This is a genomic window from Mycobacterium sp. 663a-19, from assembly GCF_035616495.1.
GTDB lineage: Bacteria > Actinomycetota > Actinomycetes > Mycobacteriales > Mycobacteriaceae > Mycobacterium.
The window spans coordinates 17,110-35,830 of sequence record NZ_JAPJAV010000006.1; the positions used below are offsets into that span (position 1 = coordinate 17,110).

The 18,721-nt window shown below is 67.6% G+C and carries 17 protein-coding genes; 9 read left to right on the plus strand and 8 right to left on the minus strand.

The window, feature by feature from the left end:
* The first annotated feature begins 32 nt into the window (after positions 1-32).
* Entirely contained in the window at positions 33-3,206 is a 3,174-nt protein-coding gene (locus OQ968_RS12175) for an ATP-binding protein (protein WP_324678071.1), read from the plus strand.
* 19 nt (positions 3,207-3,225) lie between these two features.
* Here the strand turns inward: OQ968_RS12175 and OQ968_RS12180 are convergent, their stop codons facing one another.
* Positions 3,226-3,708 carry a DUF732 domain-containing protein gene (locus OQ968_RS12180; protein WP_324678073.1) on the minus strand — a complete coding sequence of 161 codons (483 nt, stop codon included), beginning with the start codon at positions 3,706-3,708 and terminating at the stop codon, positions 3,226-3,228.
* Positions 3,709-3,764: 56 nt separating this feature from the next.
* Between OQ968_RS12180 and OQ968_RS12185 the strand changes: the two genes are divergently transcribed.
* Together OQ968_RS12185 and OQ968_RS12190 are read left to right on the plus strand one after the other, a co-directional pair.
* Positions 3,765-5,222, plus strand: a complete 1,458-nt coding sequence (locus OQ968_RS12185; RefSeq protein WP_324678075.1) for a phospholipase D-like domain-containing protein — start codon at positions 3,765-3,767, stop codon at positions 5,220-5,222.
* 41 nt (positions 5,223-5,263) lie between these two features.
* A complete protein-coding gene (locus tag OQ968_RS12190) occupies positions 5,264-6,865 on the plus strand; it encodes an AAA family ATPase (protein WP_324678077.1) in 1,602 nt (533 codons plus the stop codon).
* Between the two features lie 3 nt (positions 6,866-6,868).
* Here OQ968_RS12190 and OQ968_RS12195 read toward each other — a convergent pair whose 3' ends face one another.
* The 3 genes from OQ968_RS12195 to OQ968_RS12205 are packed head-to-tail and all read right to left on the minus strand — an operon-like array spanning position 6,869 to position 9,350.
* Positions 6,869-7,204, minus strand: coding sequence for a hypothetical protein (locus OQ968_RS12195; RefSeq protein ID WP_324678598.1), 336 nt, complete (start codon positions 7,202-7,204; stop codon positions 6,869-6,871).
* Between the two features lie 58 nt (positions 7,205-7,262).
* A complete protein-coding gene (locus OQ968_RS12200; RefSeq protein WP_324678079.1) occupies positions 7,263-9,038 on the minus strand; it encodes a TNT domain-containing protein in 1,776 nt (591 codons plus the stop codon).
* Positions 9,039-9,047: 9 nt separating this feature from the next.
* Positions 9,048-9,350 (minus strand): RNA 2'-phosphotransferase, encoded by a 303-nt coding sequence (locus OQ968_RS12205; protein WP_324678081.1) that lies wholly within the window; start codon positions 9,348-9,350, stop codon positions 9,048-9,050.
* A 210-nt stretch (positions 9,351-9,560) separates the two neighbouring features.
* Here OQ968_RS12205 and OQ968_RS12210 point away from each other — a divergent pair, with 210 nt between their 5' ends.
* Entirely contained in the window at positions 9,561-10,184 is a 624-nt protein-coding gene (locus OQ968_RS12210; RefSeq protein WP_324678083.1) for a peptidoglycan recognition family protein, read from the plus strand.
* On the opposite strand, the gene OQ968_RS12215 is transcribed toward OQ968_RS12210, so the two are convergent.
* From OQ968_RS12215 to OQ968_RS12225, 3 genes are read right to left on the minus strand one after another with little or no spacing between them, the layout of a single operon-like run.
* Positions 10,181-10,834, minus strand: a complete 654-nt coding sequence (locus OQ968_RS12215; protein ID WP_324678085.1) for a TetR/AcrR family transcriptional regulator — start codon at positions 10,832-10,834, stop codon at positions 10,181-10,183. The two genes, OQ968_RS12210 and OQ968_RS12215, sit on opposite strands and share 4 nt — an antisense overlap.
* Positions 10,834-11,637 (minus strand): SDR family oxidoreductase, encoded by an 804-nt coding sequence (locus OQ968_RS12220; protein WP_324678087.1) that lies wholly within the window; start codon positions 11,635-11,637, stop codon positions 10,834-10,836. Before OQ968_RS12220 ends, OQ968_RS12215 begins: the two co-directional genes overlap by 1 nt.
* The gene (locus tag OQ968_RS12225; RefSeq protein ID WP_324678089.1) at positions 11,634-13,088 is read right to left on the minus strand and encodes an aldehyde dehydrogenase family protein; all 1,455 of its coding nucleotides are present in this window, start codon (positions 13,086-13,088) and stop codon (positions 11,634-11,636) included. Before OQ968_RS12225 ends, OQ968_RS12220 begins: the two co-directional genes overlap by 4 nt.
* A 112-nt stretch (positions 13,089-13,200) precedes the next feature.
* Here OQ968_RS12225 and OQ968_RS12230 point away from each other — a divergent pair, with 112 nt between their 5' ends.
* The 5 genes from OQ968_RS12230 (at position 13,201) to OQ968_RS12250 (ending at position 17,441) form a co-directional block, all read left to right on the plus strand.
* Positions 13,201-13,974, plus strand: coding sequence for an SDR family oxidoreductase (locus OQ968_RS12230; RefSeq protein WP_324678091.1), 774 nt, complete (start codon positions 13,201-13,203; stop codon positions 13,972-13,974).
* A 26-nt stretch (positions 13,975-14,000) separates the two neighbouring features.
* Entirely contained in the window at positions 14,001-14,792 is a 792-nt protein-coding gene (locus OQ968_RS12235; RefSeq protein WP_324678093.1) for a carboxymuconolactone decarboxylase family protein, read from the plus strand.
* A gap of 118 nt (positions 14,793-14,910) precedes the next feature.
* The gene (locus OQ968_RS12240; RefSeq protein WP_324678095.1) at positions 14,911-15,810 is read left to right on the plus strand and encodes a universal stress protein; all 900 of its coding nucleotides are present in this window, start codon (positions 14,911-14,913) and stop codon (positions 15,808-15,810) included.
* Positions 15,811-15,940: 130 nt separating this feature from the next.
* Complete coding sequence (locus OQ968_RS12245; protein WP_324678097.1) at positions 15,941-16,369, plus strand: hypothetical protein; 429 nt, start codon at positions 15,941-15,943, stop codon at positions 16,367-16,369.
* A gap of 115 nt (positions 16,370-16,484) precedes the next feature.
* The gene (locus tag OQ968_RS12250; RefSeq protein WP_324678099.1) at positions 16,485-17,441 is read left to right on the plus strand and encodes a hypothetical protein; all 957 of its coding nucleotides are present in this window, start codon (positions 16,485-16,487) and stop codon (positions 17,439-17,441) included.
* 10 nt (positions 17,442-17,451) lie between these two features.
* On the opposite strand, the gene OQ968_RS12255 is transcribed toward OQ968_RS12250, so the two are convergent.
* The gene (locus OQ968_RS12255; protein ID WP_324678101.1) at positions 17,452-18,720 is read right to left on the minus strand and encodes an amidohydrolase family protein; all 1,269 of its coding nucleotides are present in this window, start codon (positions 18,718-18,720) and stop codon (positions 17,452-17,454) included.
* Position 18,721: the final 1 nt, after the last annotated feature.

An 18,721-nucleotide genomic window follows, 5' to 3' on the forward strand; every position in this document is an offset into this window, starting at 1 on the left:
GACCTTATCTTGCAGACGGATTCGAGTTAGCCATGACGACCGCAGCGGCGTGCCGCACGTGTGGGACGCAGCCGCGGCCGGGCGCGCGATTCTGTGACGGTTGCGGCTCACCGGTCGACGACGGCGCCAGCCGCGCGGAGTACAAGCAGGTCACGGTCCTGTTCGCCGACGTGGTGCACTCGATGGCCATCGCCTCGACGGTGGGCGCGGAGCGACTGCGCGAGATCATGGCCGGCCTGGCCGGCGGCTGCGCCGCGGTGGTCGAGCGCTACGGCGGCACGGTGGACAAGTTCACCGGCGACGGGATCATGGCGGTGTTCGGGGCGCCGGTGGCGCTGGAGGACCACGCGGTCCGCGCCTGCCTTGCGGCGCTCGGCGTTCAGGACGAGGTCAAGCGGCTCGCCGCCGAGGTCCGAAAACGCGACGGTGTGGACCTGCAGCTGCGCGTCGGACTCAACTCCGGTCAGGTGATCGCCGGCGAAATCGGTTCGGGCCCTTTCGGTTACACCGCGATCGGAAGCCAGGTCGGCATGGCCCAGCGGATGGAATCGGCGGCGCCGCCGGGCGGGGTGATGCTCAGCGCGTCGACGGCCCGACTCGTCGAGGGCGCGGCGCGCCTCGGCGAACCCGAGCTGGTCCGGATCAAGGGTTCCGACGTGCCGGTGCCCGCCCGGCAGCTGGAGGGCATGGTCGAGGGGCACGCCGCCGCCGGGCGTGCCGAGTCGAATCTGGTCGGCCGGCGAGCGGAGCTGTCCGCCGTCGAGGGCCTGCTGGAGCGCGCGATCGACGGCCACGGCGCGGTCGTCGGCCTGGTGGGGTTGCCAGGCATCGGCAAGAGCCGCCTGGTGCGCGAAGTCTGCACGATTGCGGCCGCCCGGGGTGTCGACGTGTTCACGGCGTTCTGCGAATCGCACACCAGCCAGATCCCGTTCCACGCCGTGGCGCGGTTGCTGCGCACGGTCACCGGCATCGAGGGCCTCGACCCGCGCGCCGCCCGGGAACTGATGCGGGCCCAGGCCGCCGACGCGGAGCCGGAGGACGTTCTGCTCCTCAACGACTTGCTGGGCATCGCGGACCCCGACGTGGAGCTGCCCAAGATCGATCCGGATGCCCGGCGGCGGCGGTTGACCGCATTGATCAATGCCGCGTCGCTGGCCCGCGAAACCCCGGCGCTCTACGTCATCGAGGACGTCCATTGGATCGACGAGATCAGCGAGTCGCTGCTGACCGATTTCATCGCGGTGATCTCGAGGACACGCTCGCTGGTGCTCGTCACCTACCGCCCCGAATACCAGGGCGCGCTGACCGAGCTGGCCGGCGCGCAAACCATCGCCCTTTCCCCGCTGAGTGCTCCGGAGACCGCGGCGCTCGTCGCGCAGCTGCTCGGCCCGCACCCCTCGGTCAAAGAGTTGGCCGGCGTGATCATCGACAGGGCCGCCGGCAACCCGTTCTTCGCCGAGGAGATCGTCCGCGAACTCGCCGATCGCGGTGTGCTGCAAGGAAAGTCGGGTGGATACGTCTCGACGGCGGGGGGTGTCGCGGTGCGTGTGCCCGCCACCCTGCAGGCCACCATCGCGGCGCGCATCGACCGGCTCGACCCGAAGGCGAAGCGCACCCTGACCGCGGCGGCGGTCGTCGGCTCGAAGTTCAGCCGGGACCTCCTGGAAACGTTGGGCATCGAACCGGTGATCGAGGACCTGATGCGGGCCCAGCTCATCGACCAGGTCGGGTCCGGCCCGCAGCCCGAGTATGTGTTCTACCATCCGCTGATCAAGGCGGTGGCCTACGAATCGCAGCTCAAATCCGATCGCGCGGAGCTGCACCGGCGCATCGCGGCCGCGATCGAATCGCGCAATCCGGCCGCGGCCGACGAGAATGCCGCCCTGATCGCCGAGCACCTGCAGGCGGCCGGCGATTGGCACGCGGCCTACGGCTGGCACGTGCGCGCCGCGGCGTGGGCCACCAACCGCGACATCGCCGCGGCATGGCTGAGTTGGGAGCGCGCCCGGGTGATCGCCGATGCCCTGCCCGACGACGACCCCAACCGGACCGCCATGCGCATCACCCCGCGAACCATGCTGTGCGGCATCGCTTTTCGGGTCCACGAACACGTGGCCGGGGAACGCTTCGACGAGTTGCGGGAGTTGTGCGCCATCGCCGGGGACAAGGCCTCGCTGGCCATCGCCATGGCGGGGCTGGTGATGGATCACGCGCTGCAGGACCGGCTGCGCGAGGCCTCGCAGCTGGCATCGGAGGCAATGGCCCTCATCGAGTCGATCGACAATCCCGACTTGACGGTTGGGCTGTCCGTCGCCCCCATCTACGCCAAGGGCGAGAACCACGAGTACTCCGATGTGTTGCGGTGGTCACAGAGAGTCATCGACCTGGCCGACGGTGACCCGGCCAAGGGCAACTTCATCATCGGATCTCCCCTGGCGCTCGCGTTGACGAACCGGGCCATCGGCCGTTATGCCCTGGGGCTTGACGGATGGCGAGAAGGCCTGCAGGAGGGCCTGGCCATGGCCCGCAGCACCGACCCCATGTCCTACGTCACCGTCGTCGCATACGTCTACTTCGCCGGAATAGCCTATGGCGCACTGACATCCGACGATCGCGCGATCACCGAGATCGAAAACGCGCTCCGGATCGCCGAACGATCCGGTGACGACCTGGCGCTGGCCGTCGCCCGGATGACGTTGGGCGTTGCGCTGGTGCACCGCCCCACGGCCGAGGAACGTGACCGGGGACAGCAGCTGCTGGCCGAGCTCAGCGACGTGTACGTGCGCAGGAAGTTCCTTCTGTCCCAGCTATCGGTTGTCGAGGTGTACGTGGCGCGCGAGAGGGCACGGCGCGGAGATCGCGACGACGCCATGCCGCTCATGCTCGCCACCGTCGACCAGCTGTTCCACAAGGGACTGCAGCTGGGGTGGGGCATTCCTGCGACCGGTGTTCTGGTGGAAACACTGCTCGATCGCGGGACTGCCCGTGACGTGGCCGACGCCGAGGCGGCGATCGAGCGGTTGGCCGACGCGCCGGCCGAGGAGCGCCTGGCGACGCGTGAGATCTGGTTGCTGCGACTGCGGGCGCTGCTGGCGCGGGCGCGCGGCGACGACGCGCCGTACCGGGACCTCAGGAACCGTTATCGCGCAATGGCCGCAGAACTCGGCTTCGAGGGCCACATGAAGTGGGCCGCGGCGCTGCCATGACGGCGGCCGCAAGGTTGCGTTACGCGGCCGGCAGCGCCGGCAGCGACAAGTCGGGGATGAACGCCGATGCCGGCGGGGGCGGCGGTGGCGGCGTCGTCGGATCCCCAAGGTGCTGGGGGCAGTACGCGCTCGCCGCGATCGCGGTGAACTTGGTGGCGGCGTCCATCGCGAATCCGGGATTGCTCGCCGACACGCTGTTGATGACGTCGCTGTCGGGATAGCCCTGATCCATCAGTTGGCACGCCTTTTTGCCCGCGGCGACGGCGCCGGTTCGGCTCTGATACGTGATGCCGGCGTTGTCGAGTGCGGTCAGAAAGCCGGCGTCGGGGCCCGATTCAGTGCCGGGCGGATCGGCCTGTGCCGGCGCGGCCAGCCCGATCACCGCCGCGAAACTCGCGAGCAGCACAAGCATTCGCATCGGTTCGTCCTCGCACACATCGGCGCCGTTGTCCTGCCCAGCCTGTTCCTCGGGGTCGTTGCGCGTCAAGGCGCCGGGCCGCATGTGGTACCAAAGGACTATGCACGCGCCGGGTCGTCAACCTCGTTGAAAGCGTCCGCGTGCCCGACGATCGACTGCTGATCCCCGGCCAGACGTGCTGGCGCACGGCGCGCGCCGACAGGTTCGCCTGCATCATCGACGCGGCCGATTACTTCAGGCACGTCAAGGCGGCGATGTTGCGCGCGCGGCGCCGAATCATGCTGATCGGTTGGGATTTCGACACCAGGATGACATTCGAACGGGGCGCCACGACGCTGCCCGGCCCGAATCAGCTTGGCGCCTTCCTTTATTGGATGCTCTGGAAGCGGCCCGCTCTCGAGGTACACCTACTGAAATCCAATCTGCGCCTGCTCCCCGCCTTCGCCGGCATCTGGTACGGGGTCACGCCCGTGGCGGTTCTGAACCGGATCAGCAGTAAGCGAATGCACTTCGCCATCGACGGCGCCCACCCGACGGGCTCCGTGCATCATCAAAAGATCGTGGTGGTCGACGACGCGGCGGCGTTCTGCGGCGGCATCGACCTCACCGTCGGCCGCTGGGACACCCGCGAGCACCAGCACCGCAGCCGCGACCGTCGCACGCTGGGACGCGGCTACGGGCCCCGACACGACGTCGGATTGGCCGTCGACGGTGCGGCCGCCCGTGCACTGGGTGAGCTGGCTCTCGCTCGGTGGCACAGCGCGACCGGCCGATCGCTGGAGCCGGTTGACGCCAGGCACGCCACGTGGCCCAGCCGGCTGGAGCCGACACTGCGCAACGTGGAGGTCGGAATCGCGCGCACGCTGCCGGAGCTGGACCAGCGCGCCGAGGTGCGGGAGGTGGAGGCGCTCAACCTTGCGGCCATTGCGGCCGCGCGCGACACCATCTACCTGGAGAACCAATACCTGGCGGCCCGACGCGTCGTCGACGCGCTGGCGGCCCGGCTGCGCGAAGACGACGGCCCCGAGGTCGTCATCGTCGTCGCGCGCCGGGGCAACAATCCGATTGAGCGGGGAACGATGGACAGCGCACGTCATCGGCTCATTCAAGTGCTGTGGGCGGCGGACGAGCACCATCGTCTGGGCGTCTACTGGCCGGAGACGGACGGCGGGGCGCCGATCTACGTCCACTCGAAGGTGGCTGCGGTCGACGATCGGCTGCTGCGCATCGGCTCGTCGAACCTCAACAACCGGTCGATGGGCTTCGACAGCGAGTGCGATGTCGCCGTCGAAGCGGGTCCGAACGCGACGGACGACGACGACGTGCGTCGCCAAATCACCCGCGTGCGTTACGAATTGGTCGCCGAGCACCTGGGTGTGCCCGTCGGTGAGTTCGAGAACGCGATTCGCCGAAGCGGGTCGTTCCTGAACGCGATCGAGGCGCTGCGCGGACACGGCAAGACGTTGCGGCCGTTCACCGAACGGACCGTGTCCGGTGAGGCGGGCCCGCTGGCGGAGAGCGACCTTACGGATCCCGACCATGTCCCGCCGTCGCTGGCCCGAAGCGTGCAGCGGCTCATAGCGCGGCTGCGGGGCTGACCGAACTCGTTGTCCGACCGAATACCCTCGGACGAGAGACCATGACACACGCATTCGACCCCGTCGGCCCCGACGGCCACCCGCGCATCATCGCCGACTTGCTGCGACCCGAGGCGCACGAGCCGCCAACCGACGACCTGCAGCTCCACGAGACGCACAGCTCCTGGGTGGTGCTCGCCGGTCCGAACGCCTACAAGCTGAAGAAACCGGTGGACCTCGGCTTCCTCGACTACACCAGCATCGAGCGCCGCCGCTCCGACTGTGACGAGGAGCTGCGCCTCAACCGGCGATTCAGCCCGCAGGTCTACCTGGGCGTCGTCGAGGTCACCGAGCAGGACGGCCACTATCGCATCGGGGGCGCATCCGGGTCGGGCGAGCCGGCCGTGTGGATGCGGCGTCTGCCCGAAGACGGCATGCTGCCGACGAAGCTCGCACGCGGCGAAGTCGACACGCGTCTGGCACGACGAATCGGCCGCACCCTGGCCAGGCTTCACCGCAGGGCCGAGACCGGCCCGGAAATCGATGCGTACGGCGGCCCGTCCAGCGTGATCGCGAACTGGCAGGAGAACTTCGACCAGATGGTCCCGTTCGTCGGTCGCACCATTTCGAGCGACATCAATGACGAAATCCGTTCCTACGTCGACCAGTTCATACGGCAGCGGACGCCGCTGCTGGAGCGGCGCGTGGCCGAAGGGCACGTGCGCGACGGTCATGGCGACCTGCACGCCGCCAGCGTCTGCATCGACGACGGCCGGATTGTGCTGTTCGACAGCCTGCAGTTCGCGCCCCGATATCGGTGCGCCGACCTGGCCTCGGAGGTGGCGTTTCTCGCCATGGATCTCGAGTACCACGGTCGCGCCGACCTGGCGTGGGCGTTCGTGGACTCCTACGTACGCACCAGCGGCGACCGCCAGCTGCTCAGCCTGCTCGACTTCTATACGTGCTACCGGGCGTACGTTCGCGGCAAGGTCCGCAGCCTGCGCCTGGCGCAGACCGAACAGGCATCCGGTGGTGAGGGGGAACCGATCATCGCCGAGTCGCGGGCCTACTTCGATCTGGCGTGGGCGCACGCGGGTGGCCTGCCCGGTGCGCCGATGATCGTCACGATGGGTCTGCCGGCGAGCGGCAAGACCACGTTGGCGCGCGCGCTCGCCGGGCGACTCGGGCTGGTCCACCTCTCGTCGGACGTGGCGCGCAAGAGGATGGCGGGCATCGAGCCCACCCGGCGCGGCGGCGATGAATTCGGTTCGGGGCTCTATGATCCCGCGATGACGCGGCGCACCTATGCCGCCCTGCGCCGCGACGCGGCGCGCTGGTTGCGGCGCGGCCGCGGCGTGGTCGTCGACGCGACCTTCGGCGATCCGTCCGAGCGCGCCCAGATGCGCCGGCTGGCGCGCCGGCTTGGGACCGACCTCCACATCGTGCTGTGCGACGCCGACGACGCCACCCTTATCGCGCGACTCGAGCGGCGTGCCACGGAGCGAGGAGTCGTCTCGGATGCGCGGCTGGAGCTGTGGCCCGAGCTGCGGGCCGCGTTCACGCCGCCCGACGAGCAGCCGTCCGTGCTGCGCGTCGACGCCGCGAGGATTACGGAGGAGACCACCGAGCAAGCGCTGGCACTGCTGCGCGCTGCCACTCGCTGACAGTCACAGCGCTTCGCCGATGTCGGGAAGCAGGGCAATGTCCTCAGGCTGGCCACATCGTCGAAATAATGCCGCAGTTTCTCGGACATTTCGCTTAGCCCAATCAACATTGAACTGGCTCAGCACCTGATATTCATACTTGAAGCGTTCTGCGCGGTCCCCCACCCATTTGGCCGCTTGGCGCGTAACCACGCTTTCGCAGTACCAGTAGAGAAGATCATCGAGGTTGCCCACCCGGTCGAAGCCGAGTTGTCCTCGCTCGTAGAAGGTGAAGTGATACGAGCCGTCGTCGGCGACGAAAATATTCAGACCATCGTTTGTTAGAAGCCCGACAGGCATCGGGCGAACCCCAAGCTGTCCCGACAACCGATCTATCTCAGCTTGAAGCTTCGCTGATTTATCGCCCAAGCCGCGGTCCGTACTCATCCAGTACTCCCAACCTGACTAGCTCCCAAACAGTCGGCTTCACGCCATCTGGACCCAAGATCATGTATTGGACGCTGCCGGGTGACGGCGTCTGCCCATACCAAGGTTCAACCGGTCCTTCCACGATTTGCCACCCGGGAGGCAGTGGTTTTCCGGTCACCATGTATCGGTTGTAATCCCCGCCAACCGATTCGGGCGCCAACGATCGATCTGCGAAAGGCGTGCCGTCGGGTGCAAGATAGCGACCGTACTCCGACCCGAACCGGTCGATGATGGCCCCCTCAGGTAGCTGGGCGGGGTGTGGGACAAAACCTGGAGGGAACCCATCATTCAAAGGGTAGTTTCGCGATGCTGGGGTGCCGAACTGCGAAGCAAAGTCGTCCCACGTCATTCCGCCTGTAGGATCCCAGCCGCGCACAACGGCCAGGGGCGCACCGCCTGGGGTGACGGTCTCCGCAGGAAGCCCCGCTTCGACAGCCACCCCTTCCCCGCCGAAGAGCAGTCCGGGCAGGGCGAAGGCGCCGTCGGAGGCTTTGGCGCCCAGATAATAGGAAGGGCTCGGTGCATCGAACGCGTTCTTGATTTCCCCGGCTGCTGCGCCGATCGGGTTTTGGGCCGTCTCGACGGTGCCTTTGAGCAGCTGCTGCCATGATTCGAGGACGCCGGGTGCTCCCGGACCTCCTTGCCCCAGAAGGTTTTTGATCCCCTGTTCGGTCGCGCGCCAGCGGTCACCGAAGCCTTCGGCGAATCCCGGCGGCGGTGCGGGCGGCGGCTCGGGGGGAATGTATCGGGGCATCCCGCTGTCGATCCACTGCTGGGTCTGACTCACAAGGTCGTTGAGACGTGCCTCGATTTGATCCGGCGGCACACCATCGCGGATCAGGATCGGGCGAAGCAACGCCTTGGCGCTGTCGATGTCTGCGGGCGTCGGCCGAGGCGGCGCGCCCGGACCAGGCGCGCCAGGACCTACCGGCTGGGGAACTCGGCTCTGCGCACCCGGCATGCCGGCGGGTGACGGTTCCGGATCGGAAGGAGGGTCATCGGTCAGGAGGTCGTGCAGCGACTGTGGCTCGGCGACCCCGCCCGCCGGGGCCGGCGGGAGGGAAGCCGGCGCGCCATCGGGGCCGGCCTGCGTCGGGCCGCCGGGAAGCAGCATGTCTTGCCACGTCTTTGGCTTGCCACCGGGGGCGGGGTTCGGTCCGCCCTGCGACGGTGGAGCACCGCTCGGCGGCGATGCCGCGGCATCCAGCGGGACTTCGCCGACGGCAGCGCCGATGGCGGTGGCGAGCTCATGGTCGGCGCTGTGGGCATGCACCTTGCAGGCGTTGAGCTCGTCCTGCAACATCTGCTGCTCGGCGGCGAACTCGATCGGATCGCGCCCGATCCAGGTGTCGCCGACGTCGATTCGCCAGTCCGGCGTGATGGTCCAGCCGTTGGCGGTGGCGGCCCGTTCGATGTCATCCAGCTCGCGCTTGCACGCGCCCACGTCCGCCTCGGCGCGCGACACCGCCGCGGCCACCCGCTTGGATTCCGCACCGTCCGCCTCGATGTCGCGGCGAAGCTTGCCGACGTCGGCGCGAAACGCGTCGCCCGCTTCGCCCTGCCAGTCGGCGAGAACGCTGTGGGCCTGATTCAAACTGTCCCCCAAGTGCTGCAACGTATTAGCGCGTCCACTGGCCGTCTCGAACACCGCGTGGATCGCGTTGAGATCCCAGCGCTTGACGTCAGCAGGTGTCAGTGATCCCACCCGCCACCCCTACCCCAGCACCGACCTGAGCGCCCCGGCCGAACTGTCCTCGTTCGTGGCGAAGGTCACCATCGCTTCGGCGACGTGCGTACCCAGCCCGCCCACGCGGAGCCTGTGCTGGTTGTGGCGAGCCTCCCACCGCGCCGCGAGCTGGCCCAGCGCCTGCTGCGAGGACCCGACCCACCCCGGCGCGGCGTCGGCCAGCCCGTCCTCATGACCGACGAAGTCCACGGCGGCCTCACCGATCGCGTTGAGGATGTGGTTGCTCCCGACGTGCAGCGCAACGAGATCGACCTCCAACTCGTCGGCCACGTTGAACCCCCTCTGGTCGGCGGCGTCGCGCCGTGAAGCCTAGCCCGTTTTGCCAGACCGCGCCCTTCACCTCCGTATGGTGAGGATGTGTGCGATCCAGGGTCCGGCCGGCCGGACGAGCGACCGGTCAGCCGCCGTCGGCTGCTAGGGCTGGCCGGCAGCGTCGGCGTCGCGTCCATGGTCGGCGCCTGCTCGAATACAAGTCCCGCCGTGACATCGACCACCCGTGTCGAGCTGACCGCTGCCACTTCGGCACCGCTGCTGTGCCGAGACGCCTGGGGCGCGCGCGCGGCCCGCGCCGGCGGTAAGCGTCACACCATCACCCGCATGACCCTCCACCACGAGGCGGTGGTCCTCGGCGAAAACCGCAATGCCCCAAGCCATCTCCGGCAGGACCAGCGGTACCACCAAGATCAGCACGGATGGATCGACATCGCCTATCACGTCGGCGTCGACCGCAACGGCAACATCTATGAACTGCGGAGCACCGAGATCGCGGGTGACACCGCGACGGACTACGACACGACGGGCCATTTCCTGGTTCTCTGCGAAGGCGACTTCGATCAAGAGACTGTGCCGGAGGCCCAGCTGCGCGGCGCCGCGCAAGCGTTCGCGTGGGCCGCCCGCACCTTCGGCATCGCGACCGCCACATTGGCGGGCCACCGGGACCTGGCCCAGACCTCTTGCCCGGGTGCGAACCTGTACGCCCACCTCGCCTCGGGTGACCTCAAGCGCCGCATCGACGATCTGCTGGCCGCGGGCGGAGTGGACCTCCAGCACTACTGCGGGCCCGACGCGGCCGCACGGGTCGCGGCCATCGAGGCCGGCACCTAGACCGGCGCTCGGCGCGAGATCAGCCGTTCGGTCTCCGCGGCCGCCGGCGCCGCGAGAAACCCGGTGAGTCCGTCCACCGCGCCGCTGACGAACAGGGGGAAAGCAACAACCGCGTCATCGCGGCGAAGCGCGCGCTCCCGCTCGGCGGCGAGATGAACCGCAAGATCCTGGGCCTGTTGAATCCGCATCGACCGCGCTGGTTCGGGAATGTGCGACAGGAGCCGCTGCATCCCGGAGGTGAATTCCTCGTGGGATTTCATCGCGTCCGATTGCCGAATAAAAACGGCGACCTGGCCCGTGCGCTGCAGCTGATCGATGAACGACACGTATGAGCTGTCGGGCGACTCTGCCAGCTCGATCAACGGAAGGATGTGGGCCTCCACCTGCGCCCGAAGATCATCCAGATCGGCTCGGGCACGCAGCAGGGCACGGCGTTGCATGAGGTCGCTGAGGCGGTACGCGAAGATCGCGCGCAGGAGATCGTCCTTGGATCCGAAGTGGTACCGGATCGCCGAGTTGTTCGACGAACCCGCCTCTATCGAGATCTGGCGCAACGAAACACCGGCAACCCCATGCTCCGCGAACAACCGCTCGGCGGCCAGCAGCAGTTGCAGAGCGGTCGCCGGTGTCGGCCCGGGCTGAGTGCTCATCACCCTTGCGCCTCGATGCTTGCCCGCAGGTAACCCTCGATGTCGTTGGCGCGCTTCAGGAGCGCATCACGCACCTCGGGCGCTGTCACGACGAGGAAGCGACCCGCCTCGACGGCGTCGGCGGTCAGGTCCCCGACCTCTTCCGCGGTCACGATCTGGTGCGCCGGCGCTCGCGGCGTTGCGGCCGCCTCGCCGTAGACGGTCATTCCCTCAAGGATGTTGGTGATCACCCCGGATGGGCAAAGGCACGTCACCCCAACACCTTTCGGGCCGAGATAGGTCGCCAGCGCCTCGGACAGCCCGACGATCGCATGCTTGGACGCAACGTAGGGAAGCCGGTCGAACCCGTAGCCCAGCAACCCGGAGGCGGAGGCGGTGTTGATCACGTGGCCGCTGCCCTGAGCGATCAAGCCCGGAAGAAACACCCGGTTGCTGCGCGCGATGCTCAACAGGTTGACGTCGATCGTGCGAAGCCATGCCTCGTCGGGCAACGTCTCGGGAGCGCCGATCGCAATGACGCCAACGTTGTTCATCACCAGGTCGATGCGACCGAACCGCTCGAGCGCGGCATCCCGCAGCTTCTCCAGGTCCGCTTCGACGGTCACGTCGACGGGGAGCCCGATCGCCGGCCGGCCGAGCGCGGTGATCTGCTCGACGACCTCGGCGACCCGGTCCTTGGCCAGGTCGCTCACGACGACCGATGCGCCACGCCGCGCGAACGCGACCGCCGTGGCGCGACCGATGCCACTGCCCGCACCGGTCAGCACGGCGATTGCGCCATCGAGGCTGTGCGCCTTCGTCATCCGATGCCGACCGCCTTGGTGCGCAGGAATTCGAACAGCCCTTCCTCGCCGCCCTCTCGGCCGAACCCGGAGATGCCGACGCCGCCGAACGCGAGCTCGTAACCGGTCACCGGGCTGGCTCCGTTCACGTACACCCCGCCGGCCCTCAGCGCGGTCACCATACGTTGCACCCGGTCGACGTCCCTGGTGTAGACGTAGGAGGCGAGCCCGTACTCGGTCGAGTTGGCCATCGCGATCGCCTGCTCTTCGGTGTCGAATCGCATCAGCGAGAGCACGGGGCCAAACACCTCGACCTGGCCGAGCTCGGAGGCCGGATCGACATCGCCGAACACGGTCGGCTCCACGAAGAAGCCCTTCGGCAGGTGACCGGGAACGCCGCCGCCGGCCAGCAGCTTCGCCCCGTCGGCCTGTGCCCGCTCGATCATGGCCAGGATGCGCTCCTGGGCCGCACGGGTCACCACGGGGCTGATCACCGTCGCCGGGTCGAACGGATCGCCGCACTGCATCCCGGCGACAATCGCGAGCACACGCGCGACGACGTCGTCGTAGATGTCGTTCTGGACGATCATGCGCGACGGTATTGCGCACCCCTGTCCGGCGAGGGTGCCGAGGACGCTGAAGGCGTTGACGGCGATCGCGGTGTCCAGGTCGGCATCTGCGAAGAGGACGTTGGCGGACTTGCCGCCGAGCTCGAGCACCGCAGGCTTGAGGGACTCGGCACACCTGGCGAGGATCTTGCGTGCCGTCGCCGGCCCACCGGTGAAGCTGACCTTTTGCACCAGCGGATGACCCACCAGCGCGTCACCGGTTTCCGGCCCGCCCAGCACGAGATTCACGACGCCGTCAGGGATTCCGGCTTCTTTGACGAGACGCATCAGATGCTCGGTCGCATAGGGCGTCAGCTCGGATGGCTTCATCACGACCGTGTTCCCGGCCGCCAGCGCCGGTATCAGTTTCATGCCGATCGAGACGACCGGGCCGTTCCAGGTGAGGATGATGCCGACGACGCCGTACGGCTCGGGCATCGAGTAGGCGAGCTCACGCTGGTTCGCCGGGAACGATGTGACGCGCCCTTCGATCTTGTCGGCCCAGCCGGCGTAGTAGGAGGTCCAATTCGCCATGATGTCGACGAGGGGCCGGCTCATAGCGGTCGACATCCCGTTGTCCAGCACCGACAGCCGGGCGATCTCGGCGGCGTCGCGCTCGATCAGTTCGCCGAGGCGGCGCAGGACCCGTGCGCGCTCCGACGGCCTCCAGGATCGCCACCCGGCATGCGCCGCGTGTGCAGCGCGCGCGGCGGCGTCCACGTCATCCCGTCCGGCCAACGGGACCGGTCCCTGGACCTCCCCCGTCGCCGGATACACGTGCTGGTGCACGCCACCCGAACCGCTGGTTCGCGCCTCACCCCCGATGTGCAGGTGCACGACGGGAACGCTCAGGTCGACGGTCATCGCGCGTCTCCGATTTCCTGGCTTCCACCATTTTCCTGACTTCCGCCATTAAGTAAGATTTCTTATTTCTAAGCTACTTGACTTCACGCGTCAAGTGTTGCCTAATGCTCGGGTGGACGTCAGAGAACTCTTCGATCTCAGCGGCAAGGTCGCCATCGTCACCGGGGGCGCCGGGGGCATCGGCGAGGTGTACGCACAGGCGCTGTGCGAGGTCGGCGCTGCGGTCGTGATCGCGGACATCAACCTCGAAGCCACGCGCCGCACCGCAGATAAGTTGAAGGACAGGGGCTTTCGCGCCATCGCGGTGCATCTCGACGTCACCTCCGCCGAGTCCGCCGCGCAGATGGCGTCGGCGACGGTCGCGGCATTCGGCGGGATCGACATCCTCATCAACAACGCCGCCGTCATGACCGACCTGCCGCCCTATGGGCTGGCGAACATGCCGGTGCCGGACTGGGATCGGGTCCTCGACGTGAACCTGCGCGGGCCGTTGCTCTGCACGCAAGCGGTCATCGAGTCGATGGCCGAGCGCGGCGGCGGGCGGATCGTGAACGGTTTGTCCGCGGGCGCGTTCATGCCCGGCGGGATCTACGGTGTGTCGAAATACGCGCTGCACGGCCTGACTTGCAACCTTGCCACCGAGCTCGGGCCGCGGGGCATCAACGTCAACGGGATCGCACCGGGACTGGTCGCCAGCGAAAGCGGCTACGCGAGCCTGCCGAAGGACTCGCCGTTTCGTGACGTCCTCGCGGCACAGATTCCGGGCAAGACCTCGGGCCCCCCGGATGACCTGGTGGGAACGATGCTGCTGCTGTGCGGCCCGGCCGGGGAATGGATCAACGGCCAGACGATCTCGGTCGACGGCGGCTGGATCATGCGGCTGTGACATAGCGGCCCGACGAAAGGATCCGCATGGCCGACTGGACAACTCGCGAGGAACGCCAGGCCGTCGCGAGAGCCGAGTACGAGCGCATCATGACGGCCGCCAGCCCGGAGCCGGCCGGGGCCTACCTCGAGTCCGGGGTGATCGGATACGTGTTCGGCGAGATGTGGCGGCGGGGCGTCCTCACCGCCCGGGACCGGCGCTGGATCACCCTGACGTGCGTCGGCGCGGCGGGGTCGATCACCCCGATCGAGACCCACGTCTACGCAGCCCTCAAGAGCGGGGACATCACCTACCCGGAGTTCGACGAGTTCGTCCTCCACTTCGCGACCCAGGCCGGCTGGCCCAAGGCGTCCGTCATGCAGGTGTACGGAATGATGAGCGTCTTCAAGATCGCCGAGGAGACCGGCGAGGCGCCGAAGACCCTCGACTTCGAGCCGTGGGCGCAACCCACCGATGACGGCACCCGCCGTGAACGTGGCGCCGCGACCTACGAGCAGATCCACGGGCCGGCGCCGCAAGAAGCATTGACCGCGTTTCAAGGACGCGCCCGGCTCGACTACCTGTATGGCGAAATATGGAGCCGCCAGCGGTATCTCACTCGCCGCGACCGGCGAATCATCAGCATCTGCAGCGCCGCCTCCACCGCGATCGACGAGGAAGTGGCCGAACATCTCCGCGCGGCCCTCGCGCTGGGTGACATGACCCGGCCCGAGCTCGAGGAGCTCGTGGTTCACTTCGCCGTCTACCTGGGTTGGAATCTGGCGCGCCGGCTCGACGACCTGCTGATCGAGGCCGGTTCGACGCCCGACCCCGATTGAGGCAGCCGAGGCGCCTCATCGGTGCCTTTGGTCCCTGTGCTTTGCATCTCTTCGGCCCTGACGATCACCGCCGCCCTCAGTGATGCTGCCGGTGGGCAACGATCAGAAACGAATCGAAATGATGCAACCAGCGCGTCGCGGGATCTTGGTAGGTGTCGACGGATCGGCAGCGGCACTGGCCGCCGTCCGGTGGGCGGCCCACGACGCCGCGTTGCGGGACGTGCCGCTGACCGTGGTCCATGTCGTCAACGACCCGGTATCGGGGTGGTTCCAGGTCCCGGCGCCGGCCGGCTTCAGGCAGTGGCAGGAGAAGCGGGCACGCGAATTCATCGAGACGGCAATCAAGGTCGCCGAAGATAGCACCGGTGAACGCGGCCCCGTGCAAATCGACGCCAAGGTGCTTCATGCGGCCATCGTGCCGACGCTCGTCGACCTGTCCAAAGGGGTCGAGATGGTCGTGGTGGGCTATCGGGGCCACGGCGGGGTGTTGGTCCGCAACTTTCTCGGCTCGGTGAGTTCGGGGTTGGTGTACCAGGCGCATTGCCCGGTCGCCGTGATCCACGACGACGAACCGATGGTCAGCAACGTGGTGCGGGCCCCGGTGCTGGTGGGCATCGACGGCTCACCGGCGTCGGAAGCCGCGACGGCGATCGCATTCGAGGAAGCATCCCGACGGGGCGTCGGCGTCGTTGCCCTGCACGCCTGGACGGATCCCCGCGTTGCCAACCTCAAGGACAAGTACCAGAACGCCGCTTGGGATGCTCAGTTATCCCACGAGGAGGAGACGCTTGCGGAACGACTGGCGGGTTGGCAGGAACGCTATCGCGACGTGGGAATCCGCCGCAGAATCGAGATCGGTGACGCGGCCAGTCCGCTGATCGAGGCGTCCGAACGGGCGCAACTGCTCGTGGTCGGCAGCCACGGCCGTGGCGGGTTCGCGGGTATGTTGCTGGGCTCGGTCGGGGCGGCGGTGGTCAACAGGGCCAAGATCCCCGTGATCGTGGCGCGGCAGTCCTGACGACGGCCGAGAGATCCTCGAAAAGCTCTCCCGCTTGCGGCGTGGCGCGCGCCGCCGTGGTCGTCGCTGTCACTACGCTCTGGGCACAAATTGTGGGGGGACACCGCGACCGCAGAAAGGATCGCCCAAGGTGAACCTCGGCAGCCAGATCAAGAAGCGCGTCCTCCCGGCCGTGGGCGTCGCCGCGTCCGCCGTCTTGTGCTTCGGCGCAGGAACAGCCAGGGCCGACACCGCCAGTGTCCAGTTCCAACCGGCAACGATGAACAACATTCCAAGCCTGCAGGTCACCGTCACAGACACCAGCGGAAACGGGAACCCCGGCACGTACGGCTTCTGCGTTTTCAACGCCAACCCCACGCTGGGCACCATGAACGTGCTCCAGGGGATCGGCACCCCCATGGCCCCGCTCAACCAGACGTTTCAGCTGAACCAGGGCGGCCAGCAACAGTTGAACTTCGCGCCCGAGCTCCCCACGGGCACGCTTTTCAACGTCAACATCACCTGCACAGACCCCCAAAACCAAACCGGGACCATCTACAACCAGCCGATGCCGTTCTGACTGTCGGGAAACGGCACGTTTCGGTGACCCCAAAAGCGCGAGTTTCGAAGTTTGGGCGAGTACAGTCGGCAACCGCCCACGCGTGTCGGCACGGTTGAACGTCAGGGGGTCCGGTATGCATTTCATGCCATACGAAATAGTCGACCGCCATGGCACGCGTTCCTACGCGACACGTGAGGTCGCTCGAGAGCACATCGTGCCGCGCGACGGGACGCCGCCGTATTACCGAGAGCGGCTCGCGGCGACGATCAACGGCAAGACCATCAGGGAGATATTCCTGTACGAGCCCGATACCAGGGAAGTTCCACTGACATCGGAAATTCCGACGGTAAAGTTCGGCGGCCTGTGGACGACCGGCAACCTTTACCTCGGAGAAGCGGCGGCCACCGCCCAATCCGGACGCCGGTTCGTCACCTTCATGACGCACCGTCACCTGCCATTGCGTGTGCAGTTACTCGATGCGCGGCACCGCAAGAGCCCCTACCTGCGCACCGCGCAGAATGGCCGTGCCGTCATCAAGGCGGTCATCAGGCGCACCGGCGTGGAGCAGGTCAGGGCCAGTGGTCATTCGTACGGCGGGATGACGCTGCCCGAAATGGCAGCCTTCGCAGGCGAATACATCGAGAGCATGGTGCTACAGGACCCTTCCGGAATAGGGCGACACGACATAAGGCTTTGCGCCCTAGTGCGCAAGGAGCTGATGCCCGCGTCGTTGCACTTCCTGAGACTCGAAGACATGCCCCCCGACACGATGAAGAACGTCCTTCGCCACATCACCGACAATCCCGTGCTATCGATTCGGGAGGTCGTCGGCCTCAAGAATCCGGACATTCGGCCGCATCTGACTGCGGCGAAAGCAAAGGGCGTAAAGGTCGGTTTGCTTGTGCTGGGGCGGTCCGCGATTTTCAATGCCACGGAAAACAGGCACATCGCCGAATCGGAAGGGCTTTTCCACCTGATCGACGAGGTTCCCGGCGCCTACCACATCGATCCGAACCTGCGACCCGGCCCAATCGTCGAGGCGCAGAACAGGATGTTCGACGCATTGACGCAGCTGGGAAAAGCGGCTTAGGACGGTTGCATCAGTTCTGCACAAGGTCGGGGATGGGCTCCGCGCCCGTCAGCCAGTGGCGTCCGGTCCGGCGGGCCGCCTCCCACTTCGGGACGCTGACCGCGTCGTCCTGGCCGAGGTCCTCGGGCGTCGGCCCGATCCGCGCGGCCAGCCCACCGAGGGCACCCAGGTCGAAGTTGTATTTCTCGGCCGCGGCCAGGCCCAGCATCTGCCGGGTCTCCTCGACGGGAACATCCCAGAAGGAGCGGCGCAGCCAGTCCCGGGTGTGCGGCCAGGTTCCCTCCGGGTGGGGAAAGTCGTTGCCCCACAACATGTTCGACACGCCGATCTCGTAGCGCCGCGCCAGCTCCCTGCGCTCCGTGGTGGTGGCCCCGATGAAACAGTTCCGGTCGAAGTAGGCCGACGGCGGCATCGTCAGGTCGCCCTCCATCAGATGGCTCATCTTCTTGGCCGAGTGCTCACGCAGGTACCGCGTGTCCATCAGCCAGAGCAGGTCGTTGGCCCAGAACGCGCCGCACTCGGTGACCCCCCAGCGCAGCCGGGGGAAGCGCTCGAACACGCCCGACCACAACGCGAACCACAGCGGCCGGGCCCCCCACCAGCGCACCTCGGTGACATAGATGCCGAGGTGCCCGCCGTACTCCTCCTGCGGGGCGGGACCGGAGTGGGTGTGTATCGGCATCTGCAGGTCCTGGCAGGCGGCCCAGACCTTGTCGTAGCGACGGTCGTGGTACGGCGGGTAGCCGACCCAGCGAGCCGGGATCAGGATCCCGCCCCGCAGTCCGGACTCCGCCGCGCGGGTGATCTCGGCGACCGCCGCGTCGACGTCCGCGAGTATCGGCACCACCGCGACCCCGGCCCGCCGCTCGGGGCTGTGGCTGCACAGCTCGGCCAGCCAGCGGTTGTGGGCCCGCGCCCCGGCCATGGCACGCCCGGGGTCGAGGTCGCCGGACTGGCCCAGCCCGGCCCCGAACGGGGCGCCGGCGACCCCGGTCACGGCGTCGGCGTCGGGGAAGATGACCTCGCCGACAACGCCGTCGCCGTCTAATTCCTTGTCCCGCAGGCCCACATCCCATCCACCGGCGATGCCCTCGCCGTGCTCGGAGAACCACGCTTGCGCGAACTCCTCGTCGATGAATCCGCCGGCCTGCGCCGCGGCGGTCTTCTCCGCCAGGTAGACCTCGAAGTCCTCCCGGTATTCCGGGTCGACGTATTCGCGGTACCGCTCGGTCGGCAGCTCGGCGTGGCAGTCGGCCGAGATGATGGTGTAGGGGTCCACT

Bases quoted from the DNA above. Each gene is read 5' to 3' on its own strand.
- OQ968_RS12240 (WP_324678095.1), top strand. From the start codon at position 14,911: ATGATGCAACCAGCGCGTCGCGGGATCTTGGTAGGTGTCGACGGATCG.
- OQ968_RS12235 (WP_324678093.1), top strand. From the start codon at position 14,001: ATGGCCGACTGGACAACTCGCGAGGAACGCCAGGCCGTCGCGAGAGCC.
- OQ968_RS12180 (WP_324678073.1), bottom strand. From the start codon at position 3,708: ATGCGGCCCGGCGCCTTGACGCGCAACGACCCCGAGGAACAGGCTGGG.
- OQ968_RS12225 (WP_324678089.1), bottom strand. From the start codon at position 13,088: ATGACCGTCGACCTGAGCGTTCCCGTCGTGCACCTGCACATCGGGGGT.
- OQ968_RS12190 (WP_324678077.1), top strand. From the start codon at position 5,264: ATGACACACGCATTCGACCCCGTCGGCCCCGACGGCCACCCGCGCATC.
- OQ968_RS12175 (WP_324678071.1), top strand. From the start codon at position 33: ATGACGACCGCAGCGGCGTGCCGCACGTGTGGGACGCAGCCGCGGCCG.
- OQ968_RS12195 (WP_324678598.1), bottom strand. From the start codon at position 7,204: ATGCCTGTCGGGCTTCTAACAAACGATGGTCTGAATATTTTCGTCGCC.
- OQ968_RS12215 (WP_324678085.1), bottom strand. From the start codon at position 10,834: ATGAGCACTCAGCCCGGGCCGACACCGGCGACCGCTCTGCAACTGCTG.
- OQ968_RS12220 (WP_324678087.1), bottom strand. From the start codon at position 11,637: ATGACGAAGGCGCACAGCCTCGATGGCGCAATCGCCGTGCTGACCGGT.
- OQ968_RS12250 (WP_324678099.1), top strand. From the start codon at position 16,485: ATGCATTTCATGCCATACGAAATAGTCGACCGCCATGGCACGCGTTCC.